The organism is Rhodococcus sp. 14C212, from assembly GCF_011058195.1.
GTDB classification, from domain to species: Bacteria; Actinomycetota; Actinomycetes; order Mycobacteriales; family Mycobacteriaceae; genus Rhodococcus; species Rhodococcus aetherivorans.
The window spans coordinates 1-21,315 of the sequence record NZ_JAALEH010000078.1 but is presented as its reverse complement, the minus strand read 5'-3'; the positions used below and the strand labels follow the sequence as shown (position 1 = coordinate 21,315).

The 21,315-nt window shown below is 65.4% G+C and carries 17 protein-coding genes and 3 pseudogenes; 11 read left to right on the top strand and 9 right to left on the bottom strand.

The features are described from left to right. Positions 1 to 59: 59 nt before the first annotated feature. Entirely contained in the window at positions 60 to 1,919 is a 1,860-nt protein-coding gene (locus G6038_RS24025) for an acyclic terpene utilization AtuA family protein (protein ID WP_346772905.1), read from the bottom strand. A gap of 440 nt (positions 1,920 to 2,359) precedes the next feature. Between G6038_RS24025 and G6038_RS24020 the strand changes: the two genes are divergently transcribed. The 5 genes from G6038_RS24020 to G6038_RS24000 all read left to right on the top strand — a co-directional run bounded on the left by G6038_RS24020 (position 2,360) and on the right by G6038_RS24000 (position 7,755). Continuing rightward, positions 2,360 to 3,196 (top strand): enoyl-CoA hydratase/isomerase family protein, encoded by an 837-nt coding sequence (locus tag G6038_RS24020; protein ID WP_165040409.1) that lies wholly within the window; start codon positions 2,360 to 2,362, stop codon positions 3,194 to 3,196. Continuing rightward, on the top strand, positions 3,193 to 4,413 hold the full coding sequence (locus G6038_RS24015; protein ID WP_165040407.1) for a CoA transferase: 1,221 nt from the start codon (positions 3,193 to 3,195) through the stop codon (positions 4,411 to 4,413). The genes G6038_RS24020 and G6038_RS24015 overlap by 4 nt, the downstream gene beginning before the upstream one ends. After that, positions 4,401 to 5,147: an enoyl-CoA hydratase-related protein gene (locus G6038_RS24010; RefSeq protein WP_165040405.1), complete on the top strand. Its 747-nt coding sequence runs from the start codon at positions 4,401 to 4,403 to the stop codon at positions 5,145 to 5,147. Before G6038_RS24015 ends, G6038_RS24010 begins: the two co-directional genes overlap by 13 nt. Positions 5,148 to 5,316: 169 nt before the next feature. Beyond that, entirely contained in the window at positions 5,317 to 6,816 is a 1,500-nt protein-coding gene (locus G6038_RS24005; protein ID WP_165040424.1) for an aldehyde dehydrogenase, read from the top strand. A gap of 195 nt (positions 6,817 to 7,011) precedes the next feature. Beyond that, on the top strand, positions 7,012 to 7,755 hold the full coding sequence (locus G6038_RS24000; RefSeq protein ID WP_165040403.1) for an FCD domain-containing protein: 744 nt from the start codon (positions 7,012 to 7,014) through the stop codon (positions 7,753 to 7,755). A 247-nt stretch (positions 7,756 to 8,002) separates the two neighbouring features. Here G6038_RS24000 and G6038_RS23995 read toward each other — a convergent pair whose 3' ends face one another. Beyond that, positions 8,003 to 8,314, bottom strand: a complete 312-nt coding sequence (locus G6038_RS23995) for a carboxymuconolactone decarboxylase family protein (protein ID WP_165040401.1) — start codon at positions 8,312 to 8,314, stop codon at positions 8,003 to 8,005. 538 nt (positions 8,315 to 8,852) lie between these two features. Here G6038_RS23995 and G6038_RS23990 point away from each other — a divergent pair. From G6038_RS23990 to G6038_RS23975, 5 genes and pseudogenes are all read left to right on the top strand, one after another. Further along, the gene (locus G6038_RS23990) at positions 8,853 to 9,959 is read left to right on the top strand and encodes an NDMA-dependent alcohol dehydrogenase (RefSeq protein WP_165040399.1); all 1,107 of its coding nucleotides are present in this window, start codon (positions 8,853 to 8,855) and stop codon (positions 9,957 to 9,959) included. Between the two features lie 239 nt (positions 9,960 to 10,198). Beyond that, positions 10,199 to 10,804 (top strand): cupin domain-containing protein, encoded by a 606-nt coding sequence (locus tag G6038_RS23985; protein WP_165040397.1) that lies wholly within the window; start codon positions 10,199 to 10,201, stop codon positions 10,802 to 10,804. Positions 10,805 to 10,826: 22 nt separating this feature from the next. Continuing rightward, positions 10,827 to 11,663, top strand: a complete 837-nt coding sequence (locus G6038_RS23980; RefSeq protein ID WP_165040395.1) for a mycofactocin-coupled SDR family oxidoreductase — start codon at positions 10,827 to 10,829, stop codon at positions 11,661 to 11,663. A gap of 363 nt (positions 11,664 to 12,026) precedes the next feature. Continuing rightward, a pseudogene (locus tag G6038_RS31580) lies at positions 12,027 to 12,276 on the top strand (IS701 family transposase); the annotation flags it as partial. Further along, a complete protein-coding gene (locus tag G6038_RS23975; RefSeq protein WP_165040422.1) occupies positions 12,258 to 12,605 on the top strand; it encodes a nucleotidyl transferase AbiEii/AbiGii toxin family protein in 348 nt (115 codons plus the stop codon). The pseudogene G6038_RS31580 and the gene G6038_RS23975, both read left to right, overlap by 19 nt. Before the next feature lie 711 nt (positions 12,606 to 13,316). Here the strand turns inward: G6038_RS23975 and G6038_RS23970 are convergent. The 7 genes and pseudogenes from G6038_RS23970 to G6038_RS23935 form a co-directional block, all read right to left on the bottom strand. Next, entirely contained in the window at positions 13,317 to 13,856 is a 540-nt protein-coding gene (locus G6038_RS23970) for a helix-turn-helix domain-containing protein (protein ID WP_165040393.1), read from the bottom strand. 1,572 nt (positions 13,857 to 15,428) lie between these two features. Beyond that, positions 15,429 to 16,547 carry an alpha/beta hydrolase gene (locus tag G6038_RS23965; protein WP_165040391.1) on the bottom strand — a complete coding sequence of 373 codons (1,119 nt, stop codon included), beginning with the start codon at positions 16,545 to 16,547 and terminating at the stop codon, positions 15,429 to 15,431. 47 nt (positions 16,548 to 16,594) lie between these two features. Then, positions 16,595 to 17,607, bottom strand: a pseudogene (locus G6038_RS23960) (zinc-dependent alcohol dehydrogenase family protein). A gap of 24 nt (positions 17,608 to 17,631) precedes the next feature. Continuing rightward, positions 17,632 to 18,399 (bottom strand): glucose 1-dehydrogenase, encoded by a 768-nt coding sequence (locus G6038_RS23955; RefSeq protein ID WP_165040389.1) that lies wholly within the window; start codon positions 18,397 to 18,399, stop codon positions 17,632 to 17,634. Positions 18,400 to 18,425: 26 nt separating this feature from the next. After that, a complete protein-coding gene (locus G6038_RS23950) occupies positions 18,426 to 18,935 on the bottom strand; it encodes a cyclophilin-like fold protein (RefSeq protein WP_240918702.1) in 510 nt (169 codons plus the stop codon). Between the two features lie 270 nt (positions 18,936 to 19,205). Further along, complete coding sequence (locus tag G6038_RS23945; protein ID WP_165040385.1) at positions 19,206 to 20,246, bottom strand: NAD(P)-dependent alcohol dehydrogenase; 1,041 nt, start codon at positions 20,244 to 20,246, stop codon at positions 19,206 to 19,208. Between the two features lie 385 nt (positions 20,247 to 20,631). Then, a pseudogene (locus G6038_RS23935) lies at positions 20,632 to 20,850 on the bottom strand (IMP dehydrogenase); the annotation flags it as partial. A gap of 198 nt (positions 20,851 to 21,048) precedes the next feature. On the opposite strand from G6038_RS23935, the gene G6038_RS23930 reads away from it, so the two are divergent. Continuing rightward, positions 21,049 to 21,315: helix-turn-helix transcriptional regulator (locus G6038_RS23930; RefSeq protein WP_165040383.1), on the top strand; the 267-nt coding region annotated here is incomplete at its 3' end.

The following is a 21,315-nucleotide window of genomic DNA, read 5'->3' as shown; positions in this document are numbered from 1 at the left end:
CTCCTTCGTGAGGTTCGTCCGGTGAACGATTGACGGATCGGGTTGAGGACCGGCAGGCCTCAACCGGTGATTGCGGACCGCTGCCCGATGTCGAGCGTGCCGACCGATACGGCACGCGGGTCTTCCTCTGCGGAGCGACCGAGCAGGAAGGCTGGGACCTGGATCTTGCGTGAGGCGACATACTCGCCCAGTCCCTTGGCCTGCGAGTCGACGAGCGTGCTGGACGCCGTCCCCTGCTCGAGGAATTCGTGGATGACGAAGTTGATACCGTGCACGCCCGGAATCGCGTGGCGGTCGATGCGCAGGCCGGCGGCGTCCGGGACGAGCAGGCGGAACCGCTCGACGGTCAGGTATCCGAGCAACCAGGCGTACGCCTGGTCGTCTCGCGCCCACACTCCGACGTTCGCGAGCCCAGCCTTGTCTCCGGACCGAGTCCCGAACAGGTCTCCGAGACAAACATCGATGGTGGCGGCGGTCGCGTCGTGAATGCGCGGCGGCTCAGGGACGTGGATGGGTATGACGGGCTGTGCGATCGAGACCTCCGGCCACTCGACGACCTCGTCGTCCTGTCCGGGGAGGTGTACGACGGCGGTGATGCGGGTTTTGTCGACAAGTGCCGGCCACTGGACGGCGGCCGATCGTTCGGCCTGCGGGGGGCCGACGAAGTAGCAGCCCGGGATGCTGGAGACGCCGAGCTGGGTGATGGCCCCGGTGAAGGCGCGGCGGCCCACCGCCTCCGCCTTGCTCGATCGCGCGGTGATGATCGCCAGCGCGGTGGCGTCGTCGATGCCGCCATTCGAGGGGTCGCGCGGACCCACGACGGTCCAGCGATAGCCGTCGAACTCGTCAGCGTGCGTGAGTACTTGATCTACTTGGGTGCGCAGCCATTCGAGCTTCTGCTCCAGGTGACCGCCGGTGAGGCCGATCGTGATCGAGTTCCGGTAGCCGCCTTCGAAGCACACGGACAACTTCGCCGTTGTGGTCGGTGCGTATCCGACGGCACCCGAGAGTCGGACTGCGTCGTCACCCACTTGAGTGACACGCACCGTCCGGAGGTCGCCGATGACGTCCGGGTTGTAGTAGAGCGGTCCGGACACCTCGTAGAGCAGTTGTGCGGTGAGGGTGTCGGTCGATACGAGTCCGGTCTCTGCGACGGACTTGGTGATGATCGAGGTTCCGTCTTCGAAGATTTCGGCCACGGGCATGGGCGGGATCCCGAGCGGGCCCTCCTCGTGAAAGAACGAGTAGTTGCCGCCGGTGACCTGGCCACCGCACTCGATGGCGTGGCCCGCCCAGAGTGCTCCGGCGAGGCGGTTGTAGTCGCCGGGAGACCAGCCGAAGTGATGCGCCGCCGGTCCGATCACCAGGGAGGCATCGGTGACGCGGGGGCAAATGACGATGTCGGCGCCGCGTTCGAGCGCGCGCACGATGGGCCATGCTCCCAGATATGCGTTGGCAGCAAGGACTTCGTCGGCGGGAACCTCGAAAGATGCAGAGGTGTCGAGGTTTGCCAGGAGGTCATTGGATTCGGCGATGAGGCGAGGCAACTGATCCAGTAAGTCGTCGCCGCTGATGGCCGCAACTGTCAGGGAGACCCCGAGGTCGGCACACAGCTCACGGATTGCTTGTGCACAGCCGAGAGGATCGAGCCCTCCGGCATTACACACCACCTTGACGCCCTGTTCGGCGATACGGCCCAGTACGGGCCGCAGCTGGCTGATAAATCCTGCAGCGTAGGCGGGGCGGCCCGCCATCTGGTTCTTCCGCAGGATGAGCATGGTCAGCTCGGCGAGGTAGTCGCCGGTCAGATAGTCGACGCCGGCGTCGAGCAGCTCGTTGATGCTGTCACTTCGGTCGCCGTAGAAGCCGGAGAAGTTGCCGATGCGCACCCCGCGCCCGGAATCGTTCTGCTCGTGCACGTTCGCCTCGCTGATCGTTCGACACGGCTGGACTGTTCCACCGCTAGAGCGGGGACACTGCCAGGTATTTACTATAATAAATATGAATGTATCGCCTCAAGGCCGACCGGGTCAATCCCCCGGAGGGCCCCAACCGGAGAAGGTCGACACGGACCCCTCGGGTCTTACCCCTGGAGGGGTCAGCATCCCTACGACTTTGAGGCAGATCGCTCCTGCCCCAGGTACGCATCCACGGTCGTCGTCGCGGCGCGCCGGGATCGACTCGGCCAGCATTGCCGACCGCAATCCTCGAGTTGTCACATTGCTCCGCGGACCAATGAACCGACCCCTTGACTTTCCAATCTATTACAATAAATACTCAATAGAGGCTGATTGCGAGAGCGACGTCAGCCGGAGCCGGCGAGATGCGTCGGCGGACGCAGGTGAGAGGTAGAAATCACATGGGTAGCGTCGACTTCGAAGTACGTGACTTCGTCGGGCACATCACCATCAACCATCCGGAGAAGCGCAACGCGGTCAGCTCCGAGATGGCAGGTCAACTGCACGAGATCTATTCCGAGGTGGAGAAACGCTCGGATGTCCGCGTGGCCATCATCAGTGGGGTCGGGGACGAGGCGTTCTGCGTCGGCGGCTACATCCCGGAGTATGTCGGCAAGGTGGTCGGCACGGAAGGCACCGGGCAGCGCACGGTTCTTCCCAAGCCGTGGCGGATCGCCAAGCCCTTCATCGCGGCGATCGAAGGCTACTGCGTCGGCGGCGGCATCGGCCTGGCATTGAGCTGCGACCTCCGCGTCGCCGGTGACTCCGCCATCATCGGCGCTTCCGGACTGCGGAGGGGGCTGGTCAACGGCGCGACCGTCACGAGTCGACTGGTTCGTATCGTCGGCCTGGGCAACGCCCTCGAGGCCCTGTTGACCTCGGAGTACATGCCTGCAGACAAGGCCGAGCGCATCGGACTGCTCCAGCGTGTTGTTCCGCGCGGAGGGGCCCGCGACGCCGCACTGGAGTGGGCGAAGACCATTGCCCAGTTCAGCCCGGAGGCCGTCGCCGGCACGAAGCGCCTGGCGTACGACAACCTCGACCTCACCTGGGACGAGGCGCTCACGTGGGAGGAGGCCGTCACCGCCGCCAACTACCGGACACCCGACGCGGAAGAAGGCTTCACAGCCTTCCTGGAGCGCCGCGAACCTGTGTTCGGACGTAACTCGGGCGGAGTCGACTCGCTCGGGCTCGACGCGAACTGGCCGCGTCAGGATGTGCCGGAGTGGCGGTCATGAGCGGGCCGCTCGCGGGCATCCGCGTCCTGACGCTGGAGAACTTCATCTCCGCACCGTTGGCAACGATGTGGCTCGCCGATGCCGGTGCCGACGTCGTCAAGGTCGAGATCCCGGGCGTCGGCGACACCTCACGCGGGGTCCAGCCGGTGAACGAGGTGGACGGACAGCGACGGAGCCTGTCGTTCATCCGGGCGAACCGCAACAAGCGCAGCATCGAACTGGACCTCAAGGATCCCACCGACCGCGCGAGGTTCGACGACCTGCTGCGCACTGCCGACATCTTCGTCGAGAACCTGCGTCCATCGGCAATCTCCGCCATGGGACTGACCTACGAGGCTGTCCGCGCCGTCAATCCGCGCATCATCTACGGAGCCATCTCGGGCTTCGGTCTGCCGGAGTTCAACGGCGGCGACCTGCCGTACCTTCCGGCGTTGGACGTTGTCGCGCAGGCGATGGGCGGCCTGATGTTCCGCCCCGAAGGTGCCGACGTCGATCCGGTGTATGCCGGGTTCCCGCTGGCCGACATCTTCGCTTCGGCCAACATGCAGACCGCGATCTACCAGGCGCTGTTCCATCGTGAGCGAACCGGAGAGGGAGCCTGCCTCGACATCTCGATGCTCGACGGCGTGGTGGCCTTCAACGAACTGGCCCTGATCATGAAGAGCACGCTCGACGTCGACGCCTCCGCCGGCATGCACGGCCTGTCACATCCGTTCGGCGCCTATCCCACCGCCGACGGACACATCGTGATCGGGGTGCTGGGCGAGCCGGTGTGGCGGCGATTCACCAACGCCATGGGTCGACAAGACCTTGTCGACCGTCCGGAGTTCGGCAGCGGGATCCTGCGCCACCAGAACCGGAAGGTCCTCGACGGTTTCATCGCCGACTGGTTGGGCGAGATGACCACGTCGGAGGCATTGGACGCATTACGGGTCCACGACGTCCCGAGCGCGCCGGTCCTGCGCATGGCTGAGGTGCTCAAACTCGACAACCTGCGCGAGCGGGGAATGGTGGTCACTGTCAACGACCCCGTGTGGGGACCGGTGCCCATGGCCGGCAACCCACTGCACTCGTCGTTGATGAAAGACATGACGGTCAACCCCGCCCCGGACCTGGGACAGCACACTCAGGCCGTATTGCAAGAGTGGCTCGGAGCGTCGGAACCGGCCGCAGACTCCGTGGCCGCGCATGCATCGAGGCCGGAATGGACACCTTGATCCGCAGAGTTCGTAGGTCCGGCCTTCTCGAACTCGTGCTTGCAAGCCCGCACAACCGCAATGCGTTGTCACGCCAGCTCGTCGCGGAGCTTTTCGAAGGACTCGCGAGTGCCGAGCGGGATCCCGAGGTCGCTGTCGTTCTGATTCGGCAGGAAGGGCCCGTCTTCTGCTCTGGCGCCGACCTGTCCGAAATGACGGACAGCAATGTACGGGACGCGCCCAAGGCAATGGTGCTCCTGCAGCACCGGATGGCAACGCTGTCGAAGCCTGTTGTCGTCCGGGTCGAGGGCGCAGTTCGCGCCGGCGGAATCGGAATTGTCGCTGCTGCAGACGTGGCAGTCGCCGCGACGGATGCGTCATTTGCTCTTACCGAGGTCCGGCTGGGTCTGGCACCAGCCGTTGTGAGCGCTCCGCTGCTCGCACGGATGCACCCCCGTGCGGTTTCGCGCTACTTTTTGACTGCAGAGACCTTCGACGGTGCTACTGCGGAGAAGGTCGGCCTCGCCACTCTAGCCGTCGCCCGGGCCGAACTTGACACTGCGGTCGAGGAGGTGTGCACAGCGCTGCTCGAGGCCAAGCCCCAGGGACTGCGTGAGACGAAGAAGCTGACCAACGCGTCTTTGGTCGCTGAGCTCACCAATCGCGGCGACGATTTGGCCGAACTCAGTGCGTCACTGTTCGGCAGCGACGTCGCACAGGCAGCTATGTCGCGGTTCCTGGCGAGAACGAAATAGCGCCGAGTCGGACGTAGTTCACGGGTCCGACCCGGCCGTGACCGGTGTGGAGCGCGCAGAATGCGGCGCTTTACAGCTCGTCCTGATACCGCCCCGGTCAGGTCGAAAGTGAGTGGCTGAAGTGAGTGGCTGGGGCGACAGATACTTTGGAAATTGGAGGAGTGCAGAGATGGCTTTGGCGCGCACCCGCGACCGGATCTTCATCGACGGCGAGTGGGTCGATTCGGACGGATCGAACCGTATCGAGGTGATCTCACCGACCAGCGAAGAGGTTCTCGGCACCGTACCTTCGGCGACCACATCGGATATCGACCGCGCCGTGGCCGCCGCTCGCAGAGCGTTCGACCAGGGATCCTGGCCTCGTATGGTTCCGGCCGAACGTGCCGCGGTCCTGCGGCGTGTACGCGACGGACTCGCGGCCAGCCGAGAGGACTTCGCCGAACTCGTCACCGATGAGATGGGGAGCCCGATTACGCAGTCGCTGGCGATCCAGGTCGGCGCCCCGCTCGCGTTGCTCGACTCCTACCTGGACCTCGTCGAGACCTTCCCCTTCCACGACTTCAGGACAGCGCCGTCCGGCAGCGCCCTTGTCACCAAGGAGCCGATCGGTGTCGTGGCCGCTGTCGTGCCCTGGAATGTGCCGCTGACGGTTGCCATCCAGAAGGTCGCACCCGCCCTGCTCATGGGATGTACCGTCGTGCTCAAGCCGGCACCGGAGACCTCACTGGCCACCCTGGCACTTGTCCAGCTCTTCCAGGACGCCGGGCTGCCCCCGGGCGTCTTGAACGCCGTTCCAGCCGAGCGTGAGGTCAGCGAGTACCTCGTCAGTCACCCCGGGATCGACAAGGTCACCTTCACGGGGTCGACCGCCGCCGGTCGACGGATCGGTGCCCTCTGCGGTCAGAACTTGAAACGCGTCACGCTCGAGCTCGGGGGGAAATCGGCGGCGGTGATCCTCGACGACGCGGATCTAGGCGCTGCCGTGGAGTCGCTTCGGCTCGGCTCCCTACGCAACAGCGGGCAAATCTGCACATTGAAGACGCGAATCCTGGTGTCCAACCGCAATCATGACGAGCTCGTCGACCGTCTTCGCGCCCTGGTGCACTCGATGCCCGTGGGCGACCCCCGCGATCCCGCCACACAGATCGGACCGATGGTCACTCGTCGTCAACGCGATGTGGTCGAGGGCTACATCCGCAATGGAATGGAACAGGGGGCGCGCCCTGTCGTCGGTGGGGGCACTGCGCCGGTTGAGCGCGGCTGGTTCGTCGATCCGACCATCTTCACCGACGTCGATCCGAACATGCGCATTGCACGCGAGGAGATCTTCGGCCCGGTGCTGTCCGTCCTCCGATACGACGATGAGGATTCGGCGATAGAGATCGCCAATTGCTCGGAGTACGGGTTGAGCGGAGCCGTATTCACCAGCGATATCGACCGTGGCATCGCAGTGGCCTCGCGGATCCGAACGGGGTCGGTGGAGATCAACGGCAATCCCGTGGGCTTCAAGGCCCCAGTGGGAGGATTCAAGTCCAGTGGAATCGGGCGCGAAGCGGGCCTCGAGGGCATGGACGAGTACGTGGAGAGCAAGTCCTACGGCCTTCCGACCGAACGGGTGGCAGCACTCGGAAACGGCCTGAAGGGACGGGAACCGATCATCCGGCAATGAGGAAGGCGCCGTGAGTGGGCGAGGCGGTGAGCTCGAGCGAGAGGCATCGACACCTGCGTCGGTGCCCTCTTCGAGAACCGAGTCTGGACTCTTCCCTGTCGGCGCGGGCCAAGCATAGCTACAGGGAACTCCTCCTAGTGTAATAATTAGGTTTGTTAGTGATGGCGCAAGGCGAGAACGGAACGAGGGAGCGAGATGGAAGTGGCACCTCGAAGTCGCCGCGGCGCGAAGCTGGCCGAGCGCCTCGCACAGGACATTGTCGAGCAGATCTCGACCCTGGGTCTTGTCCCCGGCGATCGTCTGCCCTCCGAAGTCGCCATGGCCAAGGAGTGGGGGGTCAGCCGGGCATCGCTGCGCGAAGCGCTGCGGATCCTCGAGGTCCACGGACTGATCACGATCCGTACCGGGCCTAACGGCGGTCCGGAGCTGTCCAGACTCACTTCGCAAGATTTCGCGCGCATGGCCACATTGCACTTCCATGCTGCCGGAGTCACGTTTCGGCAGCTGTTGAAGGCACGCCTGACCCTCGAACCACAGATGGCGGAGCTGGCAGCCTCCAACCGCACACCAGAGCAGGTGATCGCACTCCGCGCCAACGTGCGGGAACATCGGAAGGCCACCGACATCCATGAGCTGGTTCGGCATGCACACGACTTCCATGCGCTCGTATGTGAGTGTGCCGGCGACGAAAACCGCGCCCTGTCGCTCATGACACTGTCGCTCCACGGCATCTTCGACATCTACTCCAAGCAAAGCCGCAGCGGTGACATAATGCGGCACACCATCGACGTTCACAGTGGCATCTCGGATGCCATCGAGGAAAGTGACCCGCACCGGGCTGCCGAACTCATGGAAAAGCACATGCAGGAAAGCGCTCAGACGTTCAGCCAGCAGCACCCCACCCTGATCGACAGCCCTGTCTCCTGGCTTTCTTCCTGATCTCAGCGACCGGCACCTTTCCCACTGTGCCAGCTCGCATCGGTGCCTGGTCCACGACGTGTACCGGTGGCGCGCCCTCGGGATGCAAGACCTCCGGGGGTGGCCCATCGGGCCCCCACCGGCGGTCTCTGCACCAGCGGCGGATCGCACCGACCACCGTCGCAATCCTCCTCCCGCCGCCGAACCGATCGAACACAGCAGTAGAGGCCATCGGCTCGGACGACCGGATCGAGGAAAGATCCGCCGACTACGCCTCTGGCTGCAGAACCGATCTCAAAATCTCTCCTGCGGTCACAGCGCTGGGCCAGCCTGCATAGAAGGCGATGTGGGTGATCACCTCGGCAAGTTCGTCCGCAGTCACCCCGTTACCGAGGGCTCGTTCGATGTGCGCCTCCAATTGCTCTGGGCGGTAAAGAGCGATGAGCGCAGCGACCGTAACCAGGCTGCGATCCCGTTTGCTCAGCTCCGGGCGTTCCCACACGTCGCCGTACAGGACCTCGGCGCCTAGCTCGGCCAGTTTCGGCACAGCTTCCGGGTAGTACCACTCTCGTTTCGGCATTCTTGATTCCTCGCTGTTGGTTGCTGTCGGGAATGGGCGCTACCCCGTCGACTGTGCGCTACTTCGTTTCCGCGCACCGCCGACGGCTTCGACTTGGCGATGGGGCTGTCCGCGCACGCAGACCTCGCATTGCGAGGGCATCTTCACACGCCGCCATCGTAAATCTACCCAAACTATTATAGTAAATTGCGGTTCGGGGTCAATGCTCGGGGACCTCGAAGACGCGGACACCCTGGACAGGACACACCCCCGCTCGGCCACGGGGGTACCAACTGCACCGCGCGCTCCGATCGCAGGTGATGCGCGAGTTGACAGATAGGACTCGATGGATCCCACACGGGACTCGCATCGATAGCGCATGGACATCCGCTATCGATGCCCGGTCCGAGCTGGGGCAAGACCCCCTTTGGAGCGAGCCGATCCGTCGCTTGATCACCAAACTTATGATGTGACCTTGACAACAAGTCAGATCTATTTATTGTAATAGACACATCGAATTTGGGCCGAGCGTAAGCCGACCCCGGATATGAGGTGGAGCATGAAAACGAGAGCCGCTGTGCTGGAAGAGGGAAGCACCCGCTTCGAGATCCGGGAACTGGACGTCGACCCGCCCGGTCCAGGCGAGGTGCACGTGAAATTTGTCGCCGCGGGCCTGTGCCATTCCGATCTCCACCTCATCGACGGTGACATCGTGCCTCGGTTTCCGATCGTAGCCGGACACGAAGGTTCCGGAATCGTCGAAGAAGTAGGGCCCGGTGTCACCAAGGTCAAGCCTGGCGACCATGTCGTCTGCAGCTTCATCCCCGCGTGCGGTCGATGCCGATACTGCGCCAACGGTCGCTCGAACATGTGCGACAACGGCGCCCACCTGGTCAAAGGCAACTCATTCGACGGTAGCTTCCGATACCACGCCGACGGGGTGGACTACGGCAGCTTCTCCATGCTCGGTACCTTCTCCGAGCGCGCAACACTGTCCGAGCTGTCCGTGGTGAAGATCGACGAGTGGCTGCCGCTCGACGTCGCGGTCCTGGTTGGGTGCGGCGTACCCACCGGGTGGGGGACCGCCGTCAACGCCGGCAGAGTCACCGCTGGTGACACCGTTGTGGTCTACGGCATCGGTGGCGTCGGAATCAACGCTGTCCAAGCGTCCGCATCCTCCGGAGCGAAGTATGTCATCGCCGTCGACCCAGTCCGATTCAAGCTGGACATGGCATTGAAATTTGGTGCGACACACGTATTTTCGGATGCGCATGAAGCGGCCGCGAAGGTAAACGAGCTGACGTGGGGGCAGGGCGCCGACCAGGCGCTCGTTACGGTCGGTGTCGTCGATGAAAAGGTCATCGCAGACGCGTTCGCGGTCATCGGCAAGGGCGGGACGCTCGTAGTGACCGGCCAGGCGCATCCGGACAAGCTGACAATTCAGGTTCCCAGTGCAGAGATCGTGCGCTACGAGAAGGTCATCCGCGGGTCGCAGTATGGCTCGTGCAACCCCCAGTGGGACATCGTCAAACTGCTCCGGATGTACGACGCCGGCGCCCTCAAACTCGACGAACTGATCACCAAGTACTACACCTTGGACGAGATCAACGACGCGGTCGACGACCTCAAAGCCGGCAAGCTCATCCGCGGGGCGATCCGCCTGTGAGCCTTGACCCGCCCCTCGGGGAAAGGATGAAATGAACATCTCCATCGGGTCTATGTCAACCACTGGCGCTTCCGGTCCGCTCGCGTGCAGTGGCCCGTTCGCCCGAGCCTTCCTCGGCGGCGAGCGGGTGGCCCCGTCCGGCACGGAACGAACGGAAGCAGTATTCCCGGCTACCGGGTGAACCCGAATATGGCCGTAGCCGCAATCCGAGGTGTCCCCGAGCGAATAGGACAACAACCATGCAGCACCCAGATACCGCACGCGTCATCGTGACCTCCATCGGAGAAGACGGGACGTCCGACTACTACGAGCGCAGCGTTGAGGCCGTTACAGAATACGACGCCGACGACGACCCCCTTTTCAAGGGAAGCCTCCTGTGGGGCACCTCCGAGGGTATCGGCACGGTAGGAGCGGGACAGAATCCCGAACCCGAGACCGACCCTTTCTTCCCTCTCCCCGGAGGGATCCGCTTCGTCTTCTTCACATTCCTCCCCAGGTCCGAGGGGACCGGGAACATAGACCGATACCGCGTCGACGACCCGACGGCTCCATCCGACATGCCAGGCCTTGCAGAGTCGTTCAGCGAGGAGCGCCCTGGTATGCACATCACCGACACCATCGATTTCGTCCACGTGCTGTCCGGCGAGATGATCCTCGAACTTGATCGGCGAGAGGTGCTGGTGCGCAAAGGTGACACGATCATCATGCGCGGAGCCTGGCACAACTGGCGCAACGAGGGCACCGAACCGTGCACTGTCGCCTCGGTGCTCGTCGGCACACACCGCAGCGAAAGTGCCACACAGCAGCCGAGCGGCCAGGAAACCGGCGCCGCCGCGGCGAACTGACCCCGAGTTCGAGGAGCGAAACATGAGCAGACGACTCGAGGACAAGGTAGCTCTCGTCACCGGAGCAGCCCGCGGGCAGGGCCGTAGCCACTGCATCCGCCTCGCCGAGGAGGGCGCCGACATCATTGCAATCGACGTGTGCAGCCCCAACGAGACGGTGGCCTCGTTCCCGCTCGCGACCGACGCGGAACTCGACGAGACCGCCGCTGCGGTCCAACGACTCGACCGTCGAGTGCTCGCACGGCAAGTGGACGTCCGCAATCTCGAAGACCTCGAGGCCGTGGTCGCCGAGGGCATCGAGAAGCTCGGCCGGCTCGATACGGTAGTGGCCAACGCCGCCATCGTGGAATGGGGAAAATCCTGGGAGTTCACTGAGAAGCAGTGGCGCGACATCATCGATGTCAATCTCAACGGGGTGTGGAACACTGCAAGGGCAACTGTTCCCGCCCTCATTGAACAGGATCTCGGCGGATCATTGGTCTTCACCAGCTCGTTGGCTGGGTCGAAGGGCATTGCAAACGTGGCCCCATATGTCACGGCTAAGCATGGGATCATCGGCCTGATGCGTTGTATGGCAGTCGAACTGGGGCCACACCGTATCAGGGTCAACACGGTGAACCCGACCAACGTCGACACTCCGATGATCCAGCACCCGACGATGTGGAGCTATGCGGTGCCGGACACCGCCAACCCCTCCACCGAGCAGATCGAATCCGCACTTGCCACGATGAATGCCATCCCCGTCCCATGGATCGACCCGGTCGACGTCAGCAACGCCGTGGTGTTTCTCGCCAGCGACGAAGCCCGCTTCATCACAGGTGTGTCCCTGCCCGTCGACGCCGGCGCCGCGGTCAAGTAGTAGTCCGCGCCGAGAGGAGTCTCGGGTGCCTACTCACCGCGGCGGCCTCCCGGCCCGACCAGCGAAGAACTCGCAAAGTCTTTCAGAGTGCCATGACCGATCCTGAAGACAGCGTCGTCGTTCGTCGCGGCCGAACATGACCGCCGCGGTGACTGTTGCATCCACCGATGTTCCCGTCGGCGTAGGCCCCGACGCGTCCTGCGATGGTCTCAGGTCGCTCGTGGCGCCCAGTTCACCGAACTGGGCGCCACGAGCGATCGATCGACATCCTGCAAGGATGCTATCGGCACGCCAGGTGCGCGACGCCAACGCATACCAACCCCAACAGTGTGTTTGGTGAGCAGTCTGTGATAGTTGATCCTGGTGCTGTCGGAGGTGCTGGAGTGGCGGCGGAGTTCACGGCGTTCTGTACGGTTATGCACGGTTTTCGCGGGTGGAGTCGCGGCGCCGGATGAGTCAGTACGTGCGCGGACTGCTCGATGAAACCCGAACGCAGGCGCGGCTGGATGCTGATTGAGGCGGCCGGTGAGCCACACCGGACGGGATGCAGCGGCTGCTGAACCTCGACTTGTGGGACGGGCTGCGCGACGACGTATGGCATGTGACGGTCGAGTAGCGTCGCAGATCCGGGCCTTTGCAGCGGCCAAGACCGCGACATGGCACGATCGACGCGCGCCGCGCGACCTGTGGGATCTGTGGGCGTTGGCCGAGACCGGAGCGATCGACACCGAGGCTGCCGCGTTGTTCCGTAGGTACGGTCCAACGAACACAGTGCCTGGAGCTCATCTGTTCGAGCAGCCACCCAACGAAGCGGACTGGAGATCTCAACTTGCCGGTCAGACTCGTCTGACTTCGACGGCATCCGGAGCACTTGTCGTTGTTCGTCAAGCGTGGGCACGAGCCGCGAACTCATACTCACTCCTGGGAGACGAAGAAGTGTGACCGACAACGGAGTCTCCCCTCCGGGCGGCCATCGCGGCCAGTAGTTCCGCACGAGTTCATGCTGGCCACAGCCCCTCGAAGAGGACACCGACAAGGGCCGACGGTCCCGCTGGAACCGCGAATACCCCACGGCCGGCGACCTTCGGTCGAGGGCGAGGCGCCAGATGATCGGCAACCATGACATCGATCTGGTCCTCACCTCGCACAAACCGGTGCACAGGCCCAGCAACCCTGCACGCACGGCGTGCACCTGCACCATCAAGCCTCGCGGCCGGGGGAACTACTCGCGCGGGGGCATCGTCCACTTATACCTCTGGAGCACCTTCCGGGCGATCCGAACCGGATGATCAAGCGCTCAACTACCACGCGCACCTGTCCCCGACCAACGGCGGACCACCGCCGATCATCCTCCGCCGTCCGCACGGCCTGCCCGACCTACTCGACGGCGCCGGGCACTATCGCCCCGATGATCGGGTAACAGCTTGGACTACAAGCCAATCACCCGTGCTGAACCTGCTCAACGAGGACGAGACCGGCAACGACGATCCGGACACCGGCCCGCCGAAGCCAGCTGGCCACAACGCCCGATACCCCTCGAGCGCCGACAACAACACGACATCACACCGGCGACCGCCCCCAGCGCGTGCCCACAACAGCGACGAACATCCTTGCAGTGCACCGACCTCCGGTGCCGAAGGCCGGCGTTCGCCGTTACGCGGTTGTCTTGCGGGACCGCCGGCGACTGGCAACGGCCTTGCGGGCGGTCTTCAACCGCTCGGCGACCACCGCGGGATCGTCCTCGTCGTCCAGTACCACGGACGTGCTCATCAGCGCGTCGTACTGCTGCACGCGGCGCCGCTGCTGATAGTCGAGGACATCACGGAGCACCAGGTGATGCCTGGTGCCGATCTTCTCCGCCGGCAACTCCACCACCGCGATCAATCGCTTGACCGTCGGTCGGGTCACCCCCAGGAGGTCGGCCGCCTGCTGCGTGGTCAGTTTCGTCGTATGCGGGGCGACGGTGACCGCGCGCCCGGCCGACAGCGCGGAGACCACCTGCTTGAGGATGGCGTGTACCTCGGCCGGCAACGGCACCTGATCCCCCGCGCCCGCCCCGACGAGCAGATACCGTGGTTCGACCCGGTCGTCGAAGCGGCGTTCGTGCGCGTCGAGGAAGCTGACCACCTCGGCCAGATGCTTCCCTTCCCCGGACCGCGGGAGATAGGTGCGCTGCTCCCATGTCTGCGTCATCGTTCCGACTCCTTCTTCGAAAGAAACGCAACACGCTTTCGAAGCTTTCGAAGCAGCCCTCCGACCAAGCTCACGCCCCCGGTACCCGCTCACTTCGCGTCGGACTCACTGTTCCGGCGCCGACACGGGCCCCGAAGCCATCCTCGGACAGTGACGACAGGCTGCGGCAGCCTCGGGGTCGGCGTACACCTGTGCGGTATGACGCCACGTCTCGATCGAGCCGACCGCAAGCTGCTTCCCGGCGTCCTCCGCCCGCCTCGGGTGCCCCACCATCGCCGACACGCTCCGGTCGAACATGATGGATATGCACGATTATCCATCAATCATACTGAAGAGAAACGTATTTGAACGATGCGCGAACGAGGGAGGTGTCACGCTCGGCCCGCGCCCACCAACAACCGCGTCGACCCGACCCGAGCAGATCAAGGTGGGCGGCGGCGCTCCGGCCGACCCGTAGCAGGTGGACGCCCTGGGGCGACCTGCTGCAATCAGGTACGGAAGGTCATCGGTATCCCTGCTGCGGTGGCCGCGGTCGTGGAGCGCAGCGCCGGGCCCGGCTCGGTGACCGATCTGACGTTCCTCGGCCATGACTGCTGGTTGGTCGACCTCGCGCCGCGGGAGGGCTGCGAGATGACCGAGTCGTCGCTGCGGACACCGGCGCCGTGCTCGCGCAGCATTCCGGTGACGGTGTCGACGGCGCCGCATACACCGACCTCACCGCCGGCGAGTCCCTTGATCCGTCCCTGTTCACCTGGGGCGGGCCGGTGGTCACCGACCAGGAGTCCCGCGCCCGCGCCGGCCCGTCCGCCACACGGTGGGAGGAAGCGATGCGGTGGTTCCGCGACACCGTCACCGCCGAACCGATCCAGATCCCGGTACTGATGGATCTGTCCCCCGCGTCTGGTCGATCGGACCGACCCCCACTCCGGTGCCTCGGCTCGGGGGCACTTGTCGATGCTTCCGACCTGCGGATCTCAACGCCGTGTCAGTGCCTAGTTCTCGTGAACTTGCCGAATCCTCAGCCCGGCCGCTCTCCCGTAGGGTATAGCCCGACCAGTCATCGTCGCTGTACGCCATCCGCGGACCCCCAATACCAGTCCGCCGCGGCCTTCTGCAGGCCCGGAGCAGTTCGGGGGGCGGTTGCCGACCTGTCGACCGCGTGCCCTGCGTGCGCAAGACCCCGTTACCGCTTGCGTCGTGAGAGGGCCGACCTGAACAATCAACAGGCCAGTGACTCCAGGTGGGTCAGGAGGGCGGTGATCGCGATGGCCAGTCCGATCGCGATCGTTCCCGCTCGTTCATTGTTGTCGGCACTGTTCCCGGCCATCGGTGTCCTTCCGTCCGTACTCCGTCCCCGGTTCGGCGACCGCGGTGCGGTGTGAGCGTGTCGTCGCGAGAACGGTTTCGTCCGTATACCTCTGGATGTGTCTCGGTGTCCTCGGCACCACGCGTCGAGTTTGTTGGTGATAGGGAGATGCCGGCGTGCGTAGTCGGTGCACGCCGGCATCTCCGTGGGTCCCCTCTGGGGGGGGTCGAGCACTCAACCGGGTCCGGTCACTTCCCGCTCCCCCGTTAGGTGAAGTTCTGGGTGTAGAACTCGGTCAGCTTGTCGAAGGGGATCATCTCGACCCGGTCGTAGAGGTCGACGTGACCGGCACCGGGCACGATCACCAGTTCCTTGCGTTCACCGGCGAGGCGGTAGGCCTCTTCGGTGAACTCGCGCGAGTGCGCGTTCTCGCCGGCGATGAACAGCATCGGGCGGGGCGAGATGGTCTCGATGTCGTTGAAGGGGTAGAAGTTCATGAACTTGACGTTGCTTGACAGCGTCGGCTGGGTGGTGGTGTCGGGGCTGTTCCCGCGCGCGGTGCGGTAGAAGTCGTAGAACTCGCGCTCGATCGGGCCGGACTGATCGGTCAGCTGTTCGGGTGTGCCGCCGATGTATTCGGTGGGTCCGCCGGTGAATTCGACGTCGCGCTGAGCTGCGGCTTGCGCCAACGCGGCTTTGCGCTGATCGAGTGTGACCGAGTGGCCCAGCCCGTTGCGGGTGGCACCGCCCATGTCGTACATGCTGACCGTGGCGACGGCCTTGATGCGGGGGTCGATCTTGGCGGCGCTGATGACGAAGCTGCCGCTGCCGCAGATTCCGAGCGCGCCGATGCGTTCGGTGTCGACGAAGGACTGGGTGCGCAGGAAGTCCACGCCGGCACTGAAGTCCTCGGTGTAGATGTCGGGGGCGACGGCGTTGCGGGGCTCGCCGGCGCTCTCGCCCCAGAACGACAGGTCCAGCGACAACGTCACGAAACCCTGCTCGGCCATCTTGGTGGCGTAGAGGTTGGCGCTCTGCTCCTTGACCGCACCCATCGGGTGCCCGACCACCATGGCTGCATTCTTAGTGTTGCGGTCGAGGTTCTTGGGGACGAACAGGTTGCCGGAGACGTCCATCTGGTACTGGTTCTTGAACGTCACCTTCTCCATGGTGACCTGGTCACTGGTGTAGAAGTTGTCGGCACCGTGGGACAGATCACCGGAGGTCAGGTTCGCCACCGGCGAGGCAGGATCTGCCGAGGATGTGGTCGAGTCGGCGGCCGAGCAGGCCGAGGCGGCCAGGACGGCGAGCGTGGCAATACCGGCGCCGGCGATTCTGGTCCAGCGGCGAGGACCTCGCCGCGCGGTAGTTCTGGTGTTGGTCATGCGGTACTCCTGATGTGCGTGTGGCGAGTGAGTTGTGGGGCGGGGGGTCAGAAAGTGAGCAGGGTTTTGATGGCGCGGCGCTCGTCCATCGCCTGGTAGCCCTCGGCCGCCTGGTCCAGCGGGAGGGTGAGGTCGAAGACCCTGCCGGGATCGATCTCGCGGCGCCAGGTCAGGTCGATCAGTTCCGGCAGGAAGCGACGGACCGGTGCGGGGCCGCCCATCAGGTGAATTTCGGCGAAGAGCAGTTGGTCGGCGTGCAAGGTGACACCGTCGTGGGAGACGCCGACGTGCCCGCCGGGCCTGGTCGAGCGGATGACCTGCAGCATCGACTCCTCAGTGCCGACGGCTTCGATGACGCTATGTGCGCCGAGCCCGTCGGTGAGTTCCTTGATCACGGCGACACCCTCGTCGCCGCGGGATTCCAAATGTCGGTGGCACCGAACTGGCGGGCCAACCCTTGGCGGTCGGCGTGCCGCGACATGGCGATGATCCGTTCGGCACCGAGCTGTTGGCGGCGAGCACACCCATCAGGCCGACGGCACCGTCACCGACCACGGTCACGGTCTTACCGGGTCCGGCCTCGGCGGCGACGGCGGCGAACCAGCCCGTTCCAACGACGTCGGAAGCGGCCAGCAGCGAGGGAACCAGGTCCTGGCCCGGCCGACTGGGCGTGGCGACCAAGGTTCCGTCGGCGTAGGGGATGCGGGCCTTCTCTGCTTGTGTGCCGATGTCTCCGGCGACGAAGGAGCCGTGTACACACCGGGATTGGTAACCGGCGTGGCAGATCTCAGGTGTTGTCGGAGACGACGAACGACCCGACGACGAAATCACCGACCGTCAAGGTCTGCACGGCGGCACCGATTTCCTCCACGACGCCGACGTACTCGTGTCCCATCGGGGTGTGGTCGACCGGTCCCACACCCCGGTACGGCCACAGGTCGGATCCGCAGATGCAGGTCGCGGTGATTTGGATGATCGCGTCGGTCGGCTCGATGATCTTCGGGTCTTCCCGTTCGACGACTCGAACATCGCCGGGGGCATACATCACTACTCCACGCATGGTGGTCCACTTCTGTCGTTGGGGTCAGCGGGCGGTGTAGCCGCCGTCGACGGGCAGGGCGACACCGACGACGAAGCTCGCGCCGGGGCTGCACAGCCACAGCACGGCGGCGGCCATTTCTTCGGCGGTGCCCAACCGGCCGATCGGCTGATCGGCGGCGGCCTGATCGGGGTCGAGATCGCCGGAGGCGAACATGCCGGTGACCATTGGCGTTTCGATGGTGCCGGGACAGATCGCGTTGATCCGGATGCCGCGGGGCGCGTATTCGAGTGCAGCCGAGCGGGTCAGCCCGATGACCCCGTGCTTGGCGGCGTGGTAGGCGGCCCGGCCGGGGAGCCCCACGAGGCCGCCGAGGGAGGAACAGTTGACGATCGCACCGGCGCCTTGGGTGCGCATGTGGGCGAGTTCGTGTTTCATGCATGCCCACACCCCGCGGAGGTTGATGCCGGTGACGCGGTCGAAGGTCTCGGCGGGTTCGTCAGCGGCATCGGCGGCGGGGGCTTGGATTCCGGCGTTGTTGTAGGCGAAGTCCAGGCGGCCGAACGTCTCGACCGCCGAGGCGACCGCGGCGGCGACCTGAGCCTCGTCGGAGACGTCGCAGTGCACGGACAGGACCTGATGCCCGGCGTCACGCAGCTCGGTGGCCGCGGTGCTCAGCGCGTCGTCGTCGACATCGACGAGAGTCACCGCGGCACCTGACTCGGCGAACGCCCGCGCAGTGGCACGTCCCATGCCGGAACCGGCGCCGGTCACGATGGCGACCTGGCCGGAGAAGTCGTAGGTCGGGTTCACGGGAGATGTTCCTTTCGGTGGGGTGGTCAGGCTGCGGTGATGGTGAGGGTGCCGTTGCCCTCGGCGTCGGTGATGGCGTCGAGCCCGGTCTCGATCTCGCCGATCATCACGATCCCGGGATCGGGAATCGTGAAACCGTCTTCGCGGTAGTAGATGGCCAGATCAGCGCTGGGCGCCCAATAGCCGAGCTGTCCGGCCCGGTAGCTGCTCTGGCCCTGACCGCCGGCGAGTCCGCGAGGCAGCGGTCCGGCCTTCTCGCGACCGCCGAGGTCGTGCAGGGTAATCGTCACCGGGAGCAGGGACGCGAAATCGCGTGCCGTGGCGTTGTCGTAGAGCCGGGCGGTCGCCTCCGACGCGCCGATCCTCAACCGAATCTGCATGAACGGCCCTTCCTGGCCAGGTTGTGCCGTCGCGGGTTGCGCTGTCGGTGACGGCGCCGGCGAACTGTTCGCGGCCGAGTCCGATGTGCTCGCGCAGGCGGTGAGCCCGAGGACGGCTGTGACGGCTGTCGCGCGGACGACCAGCTCGGTGATCATGGGGCGCATGGTTTTTCTCCTGTCGATACCGGTACGGTCGAGGTGGTCGAGCGCGTTGCGCGGTGGTGGTCACCGGCGAGTTCCTCGACGCTGACCTGACTGGTGTGGAGGCGGCGATGCCCACCGCGGGGACTGCAGGAAAACCACGGTTCGTCGTGCCTTCCTCGGAGTGTTTGAGTAGCGGTGTGCGCCCTGGTGTTGCGGTTGGCCTGCACGGCCACGACTGTGCGCCGGGGACACGGCCGCACCGGGCAGGGGCCGGTACGCAGGTCAGCCGAGGGCGGCGGTGTCGATGACGAACCGATAGCGGACATCGGACACCAGGACGCGCTCGTAGGCGTCGTTGATCCGGTCCGCGGGGATGACCTCGACGTCGGCGCCGATGTCGTGTGCGGCGCAGAAGTCGAGCATCTCCTGAGTCTGGCGGATGCCGCCGATCATCGAGCCGGCGTAGGAGCGGCGGCCGCCAATGAGGGAGAAGACGTTCAGGCTCAGGGGTTCGGCCGGAGCACCGACGTTGACCAGGGTGCCGTCAACCGCGAGCAGACCGAGGTAGGCATCGACATCGATGGCGGCGCTGACCGTGTTCACGATCAGATCGAAACGGCTCGAGAGCTGCTCGAATGTGGCCGGATCACTGGTGGCGTGATAATGGTCGGCACCGAGCCGCACGCCGTCCTCCCGCTTCTTCAACGACTGGGACAGCACCGTCACCTCAGCACCGAGGGCGTGAGCGATCTTGACGGCCAAGTGCCCCAGACCGCCGAGACCGACGACGGCGACCTTCATGCCCGGTCCGGCGTTCCAGCGGCGCAACGGCGAGTAGGTGGTGATGCCGGCGCACAGCAGCGGCGCAGCGGCCGCGAAGTCGAGTGTCTCGGGCACGGAGAGAACGAAGTCGGCGTCGACGACGACGTGGGTGGCATAGCCGCCCTGGGTAGTGGTGCCGTCCCGGTCGACGCCCGCATAGGTGGGGACCATGCCGCCGAGACAGTACTGCTCGTCGCCGTTGCGGCAGTTCACGCACTCGCGGCAGGAGTCGACCATGCAGCCCACCCCGACGCGGTCACCAACCCGGTGGCGGGTGACGTCGGCACCGACCTCGGCGACGAGACCGACGATCTCGTGGCCGGGGACGAGCGGGTAGGGCTGGGGTCCCCAGTCGCCGCGGACGGTGTGGATGTCGGAGTGGCAGATGCCGGCGTACTTGATCTCGATGAGCACGTCGTTGGGTCCGACGTCCCGTCGTTCGATGACCGCCGGGGCCAGCGACGCGGACGCGGACGAGGCTGCGTAGGCATGGACACGCATAGAGGCTTCTCCTCTGAGTGGAATTGCGGTGGTTTCGGGCCGAGCTGAAGGTTCAGGCGAACGCACGGTGTTCCGGCATGTCGGCTGCCGGTGGGCGGAGCAGGACGTAGCCGCCGACGCCGAGCAGGGCTGCGGTGACGGTGACCACGCCCAGCGGCACCGCGGTCCCCGGACCGGCCAGCCCGACGAGGGGTGCGGTGACACCGCCGAATGCGAACCGGGCCAGCCCCAGCAGCGAGGCGGCCGAGCCGGCGACCTCGGGGTCATGACCGTCACCCCGCTGACCATCGTGAGCAGTGAGACGAGCATCGTGACCAGCGGTAGCTCTGCCGTGGCGGTGAGCAGCACGCCTCCGCCACCGGCCACGATCATGACCAGACCGCGACGCGAGCAGGCTGACGGCGCCGTCGCCGACGACCGCGATTGTCTTGTCCGGACCGGCCTGGGCGGCGACGGCACCGAACCACCCGGTGCCGAGTACGTCGGAGGCGGCCAGCAGGGACGGGCTCAGGTTGGGGTCGGGCATGCCCGGAGTGGCCACGAGCGTGCCGTCCGCAAGCGGGACGCGCAGGAATTCGGACTGGGAGCCGAGGGTGCCCATGATCACTCGGTCTCGACGTCCCCGCCGAGCTCTTCGACGATGCCGACGTACTCGCAAGGGTGCTCCTTACCTGGCGTTCGAGCTCGGGGTCCGGCGTGTCTCCGGGCCGGGTTCCATGGAACCCCGCGCACCGCCCACGCGGGAGGTCGCGTTCATAGGGGGTAGAAGCGCAACCTCCCTCGACGACGCACCGGACGTACCGTGGACGGCGTGGACAACCGCGCCGATATCCGCAGCTTCCTCGCCACCCGGCGGGCCCGGCTCACCCCGCAGCAGGTCGGGCTGCCGGCCGGCGGCGGCCGCCGCCGGGTCCCCGGATTGCGGCGCGAGGAGGTCGCAGTGCTGGCCGGGGTGAGCACCGAGTGGTACACCCGCCTCGAGAAGGGCCACATCGGCGGCGTCTCCGACGACGTCCTCGAGGCGGTCGCCCGGGCACTGCAGCTCGACGAGGCCGAACGCACCTACCTG

Coding starts and splice junctions, on each gene's coding strand:
- G6038_RS23945 (WP_165040385.1), bottom strand. CDS start 20,246: ATGCGTGTCCATGCCTACGCAGCCTCGTCCGCGTCCGCGTCGCTGGCC.
- G6038_RS23970 (WP_165040393.1), bottom strand. CDS start 13,856: ATGACGCAGACATGGGAGCAGCGCACCTATCTCCCGCGGTCCGGGGAA.
- G6038_RS24015 (WP_165040407.1), top strand. CDS start 3,193: ATGAGCGGGCCGCTCGCGGGCATCCGCGTCCTGACGCTGGAGAACTTC.
- G6038_RS24000 (WP_165040403.1), top strand. CDS start 7,012: ATGGAAGTGGCACCTCGAAGTCGCCGCGGCGCGAAGCTGGCCGAGCGC.
- G6038_RS23950 (WP_240918702.1), bottom strand. CDS start 18,935: ATGATCACCGAGCTGGTCGTCCGCGCGACAGCCGTCACAGCCGTCCTC.
- G6038_RS23995 (WP_165040401.1), bottom strand. CDS start 8,314: ATGCCGAAACGAGAGTGGTACTACCCGGAAGCTGTGCCGAAACTGGCC.
- G6038_RS23975 (WP_165040422.1), top strand. CDS start 12,258: ATGGCATGTGACGGTCGAGTAGCGTCGCAGATCCGGGCCTTTGCAGCG.
- G6038_RS23985 (WP_165040397.1), top strand. CDS start 10,199: ATGCAGCACCCAGATACCGCACGCGTCATCGTGACCTCCATCGGAGAA.
- G6038_RS24005 (WP_165040424.1), top strand. CDS start 5,317: ATGGCTTTGGCGCGCACCCGCGACCGGATCTTCATCGACGGCGAGTGG.
- G6038_RS24020 (WP_165040409.1), top strand. CDS start 2,360: ATGGGTAGCGTCGACTTCGAAGTACGTGACTTCGTCGGGCACATCACC.
- G6038_RS23990 (WP_165040399.1), top strand. CDS start 8,853: ATGAAAACGAGAGCCGCTGTGCTGGAAGAGGGAAGCACCCGCTTCGAG.
- G6038_RS23980 (WP_165040395.1), top strand. CDS start 10,827: ATGAGCAGACGACTCGAGGACAAGGTAGCTCTCGTCACCGGAGCAGCC.
- G6038_RS24010 (WP_165040405.1), top strand. CDS start 4,401: ATGGACACCTTGATCCGCAGAGTTCGTAGGTCCGGCCTTCTCGAACTC.
- G6038_RS23965 (WP_165040391.1), bottom strand. CDS start 16,547: ATGACCAACACCAGAACTACCGCGCGGCGAGGTCCTCGCCGCTGGACC.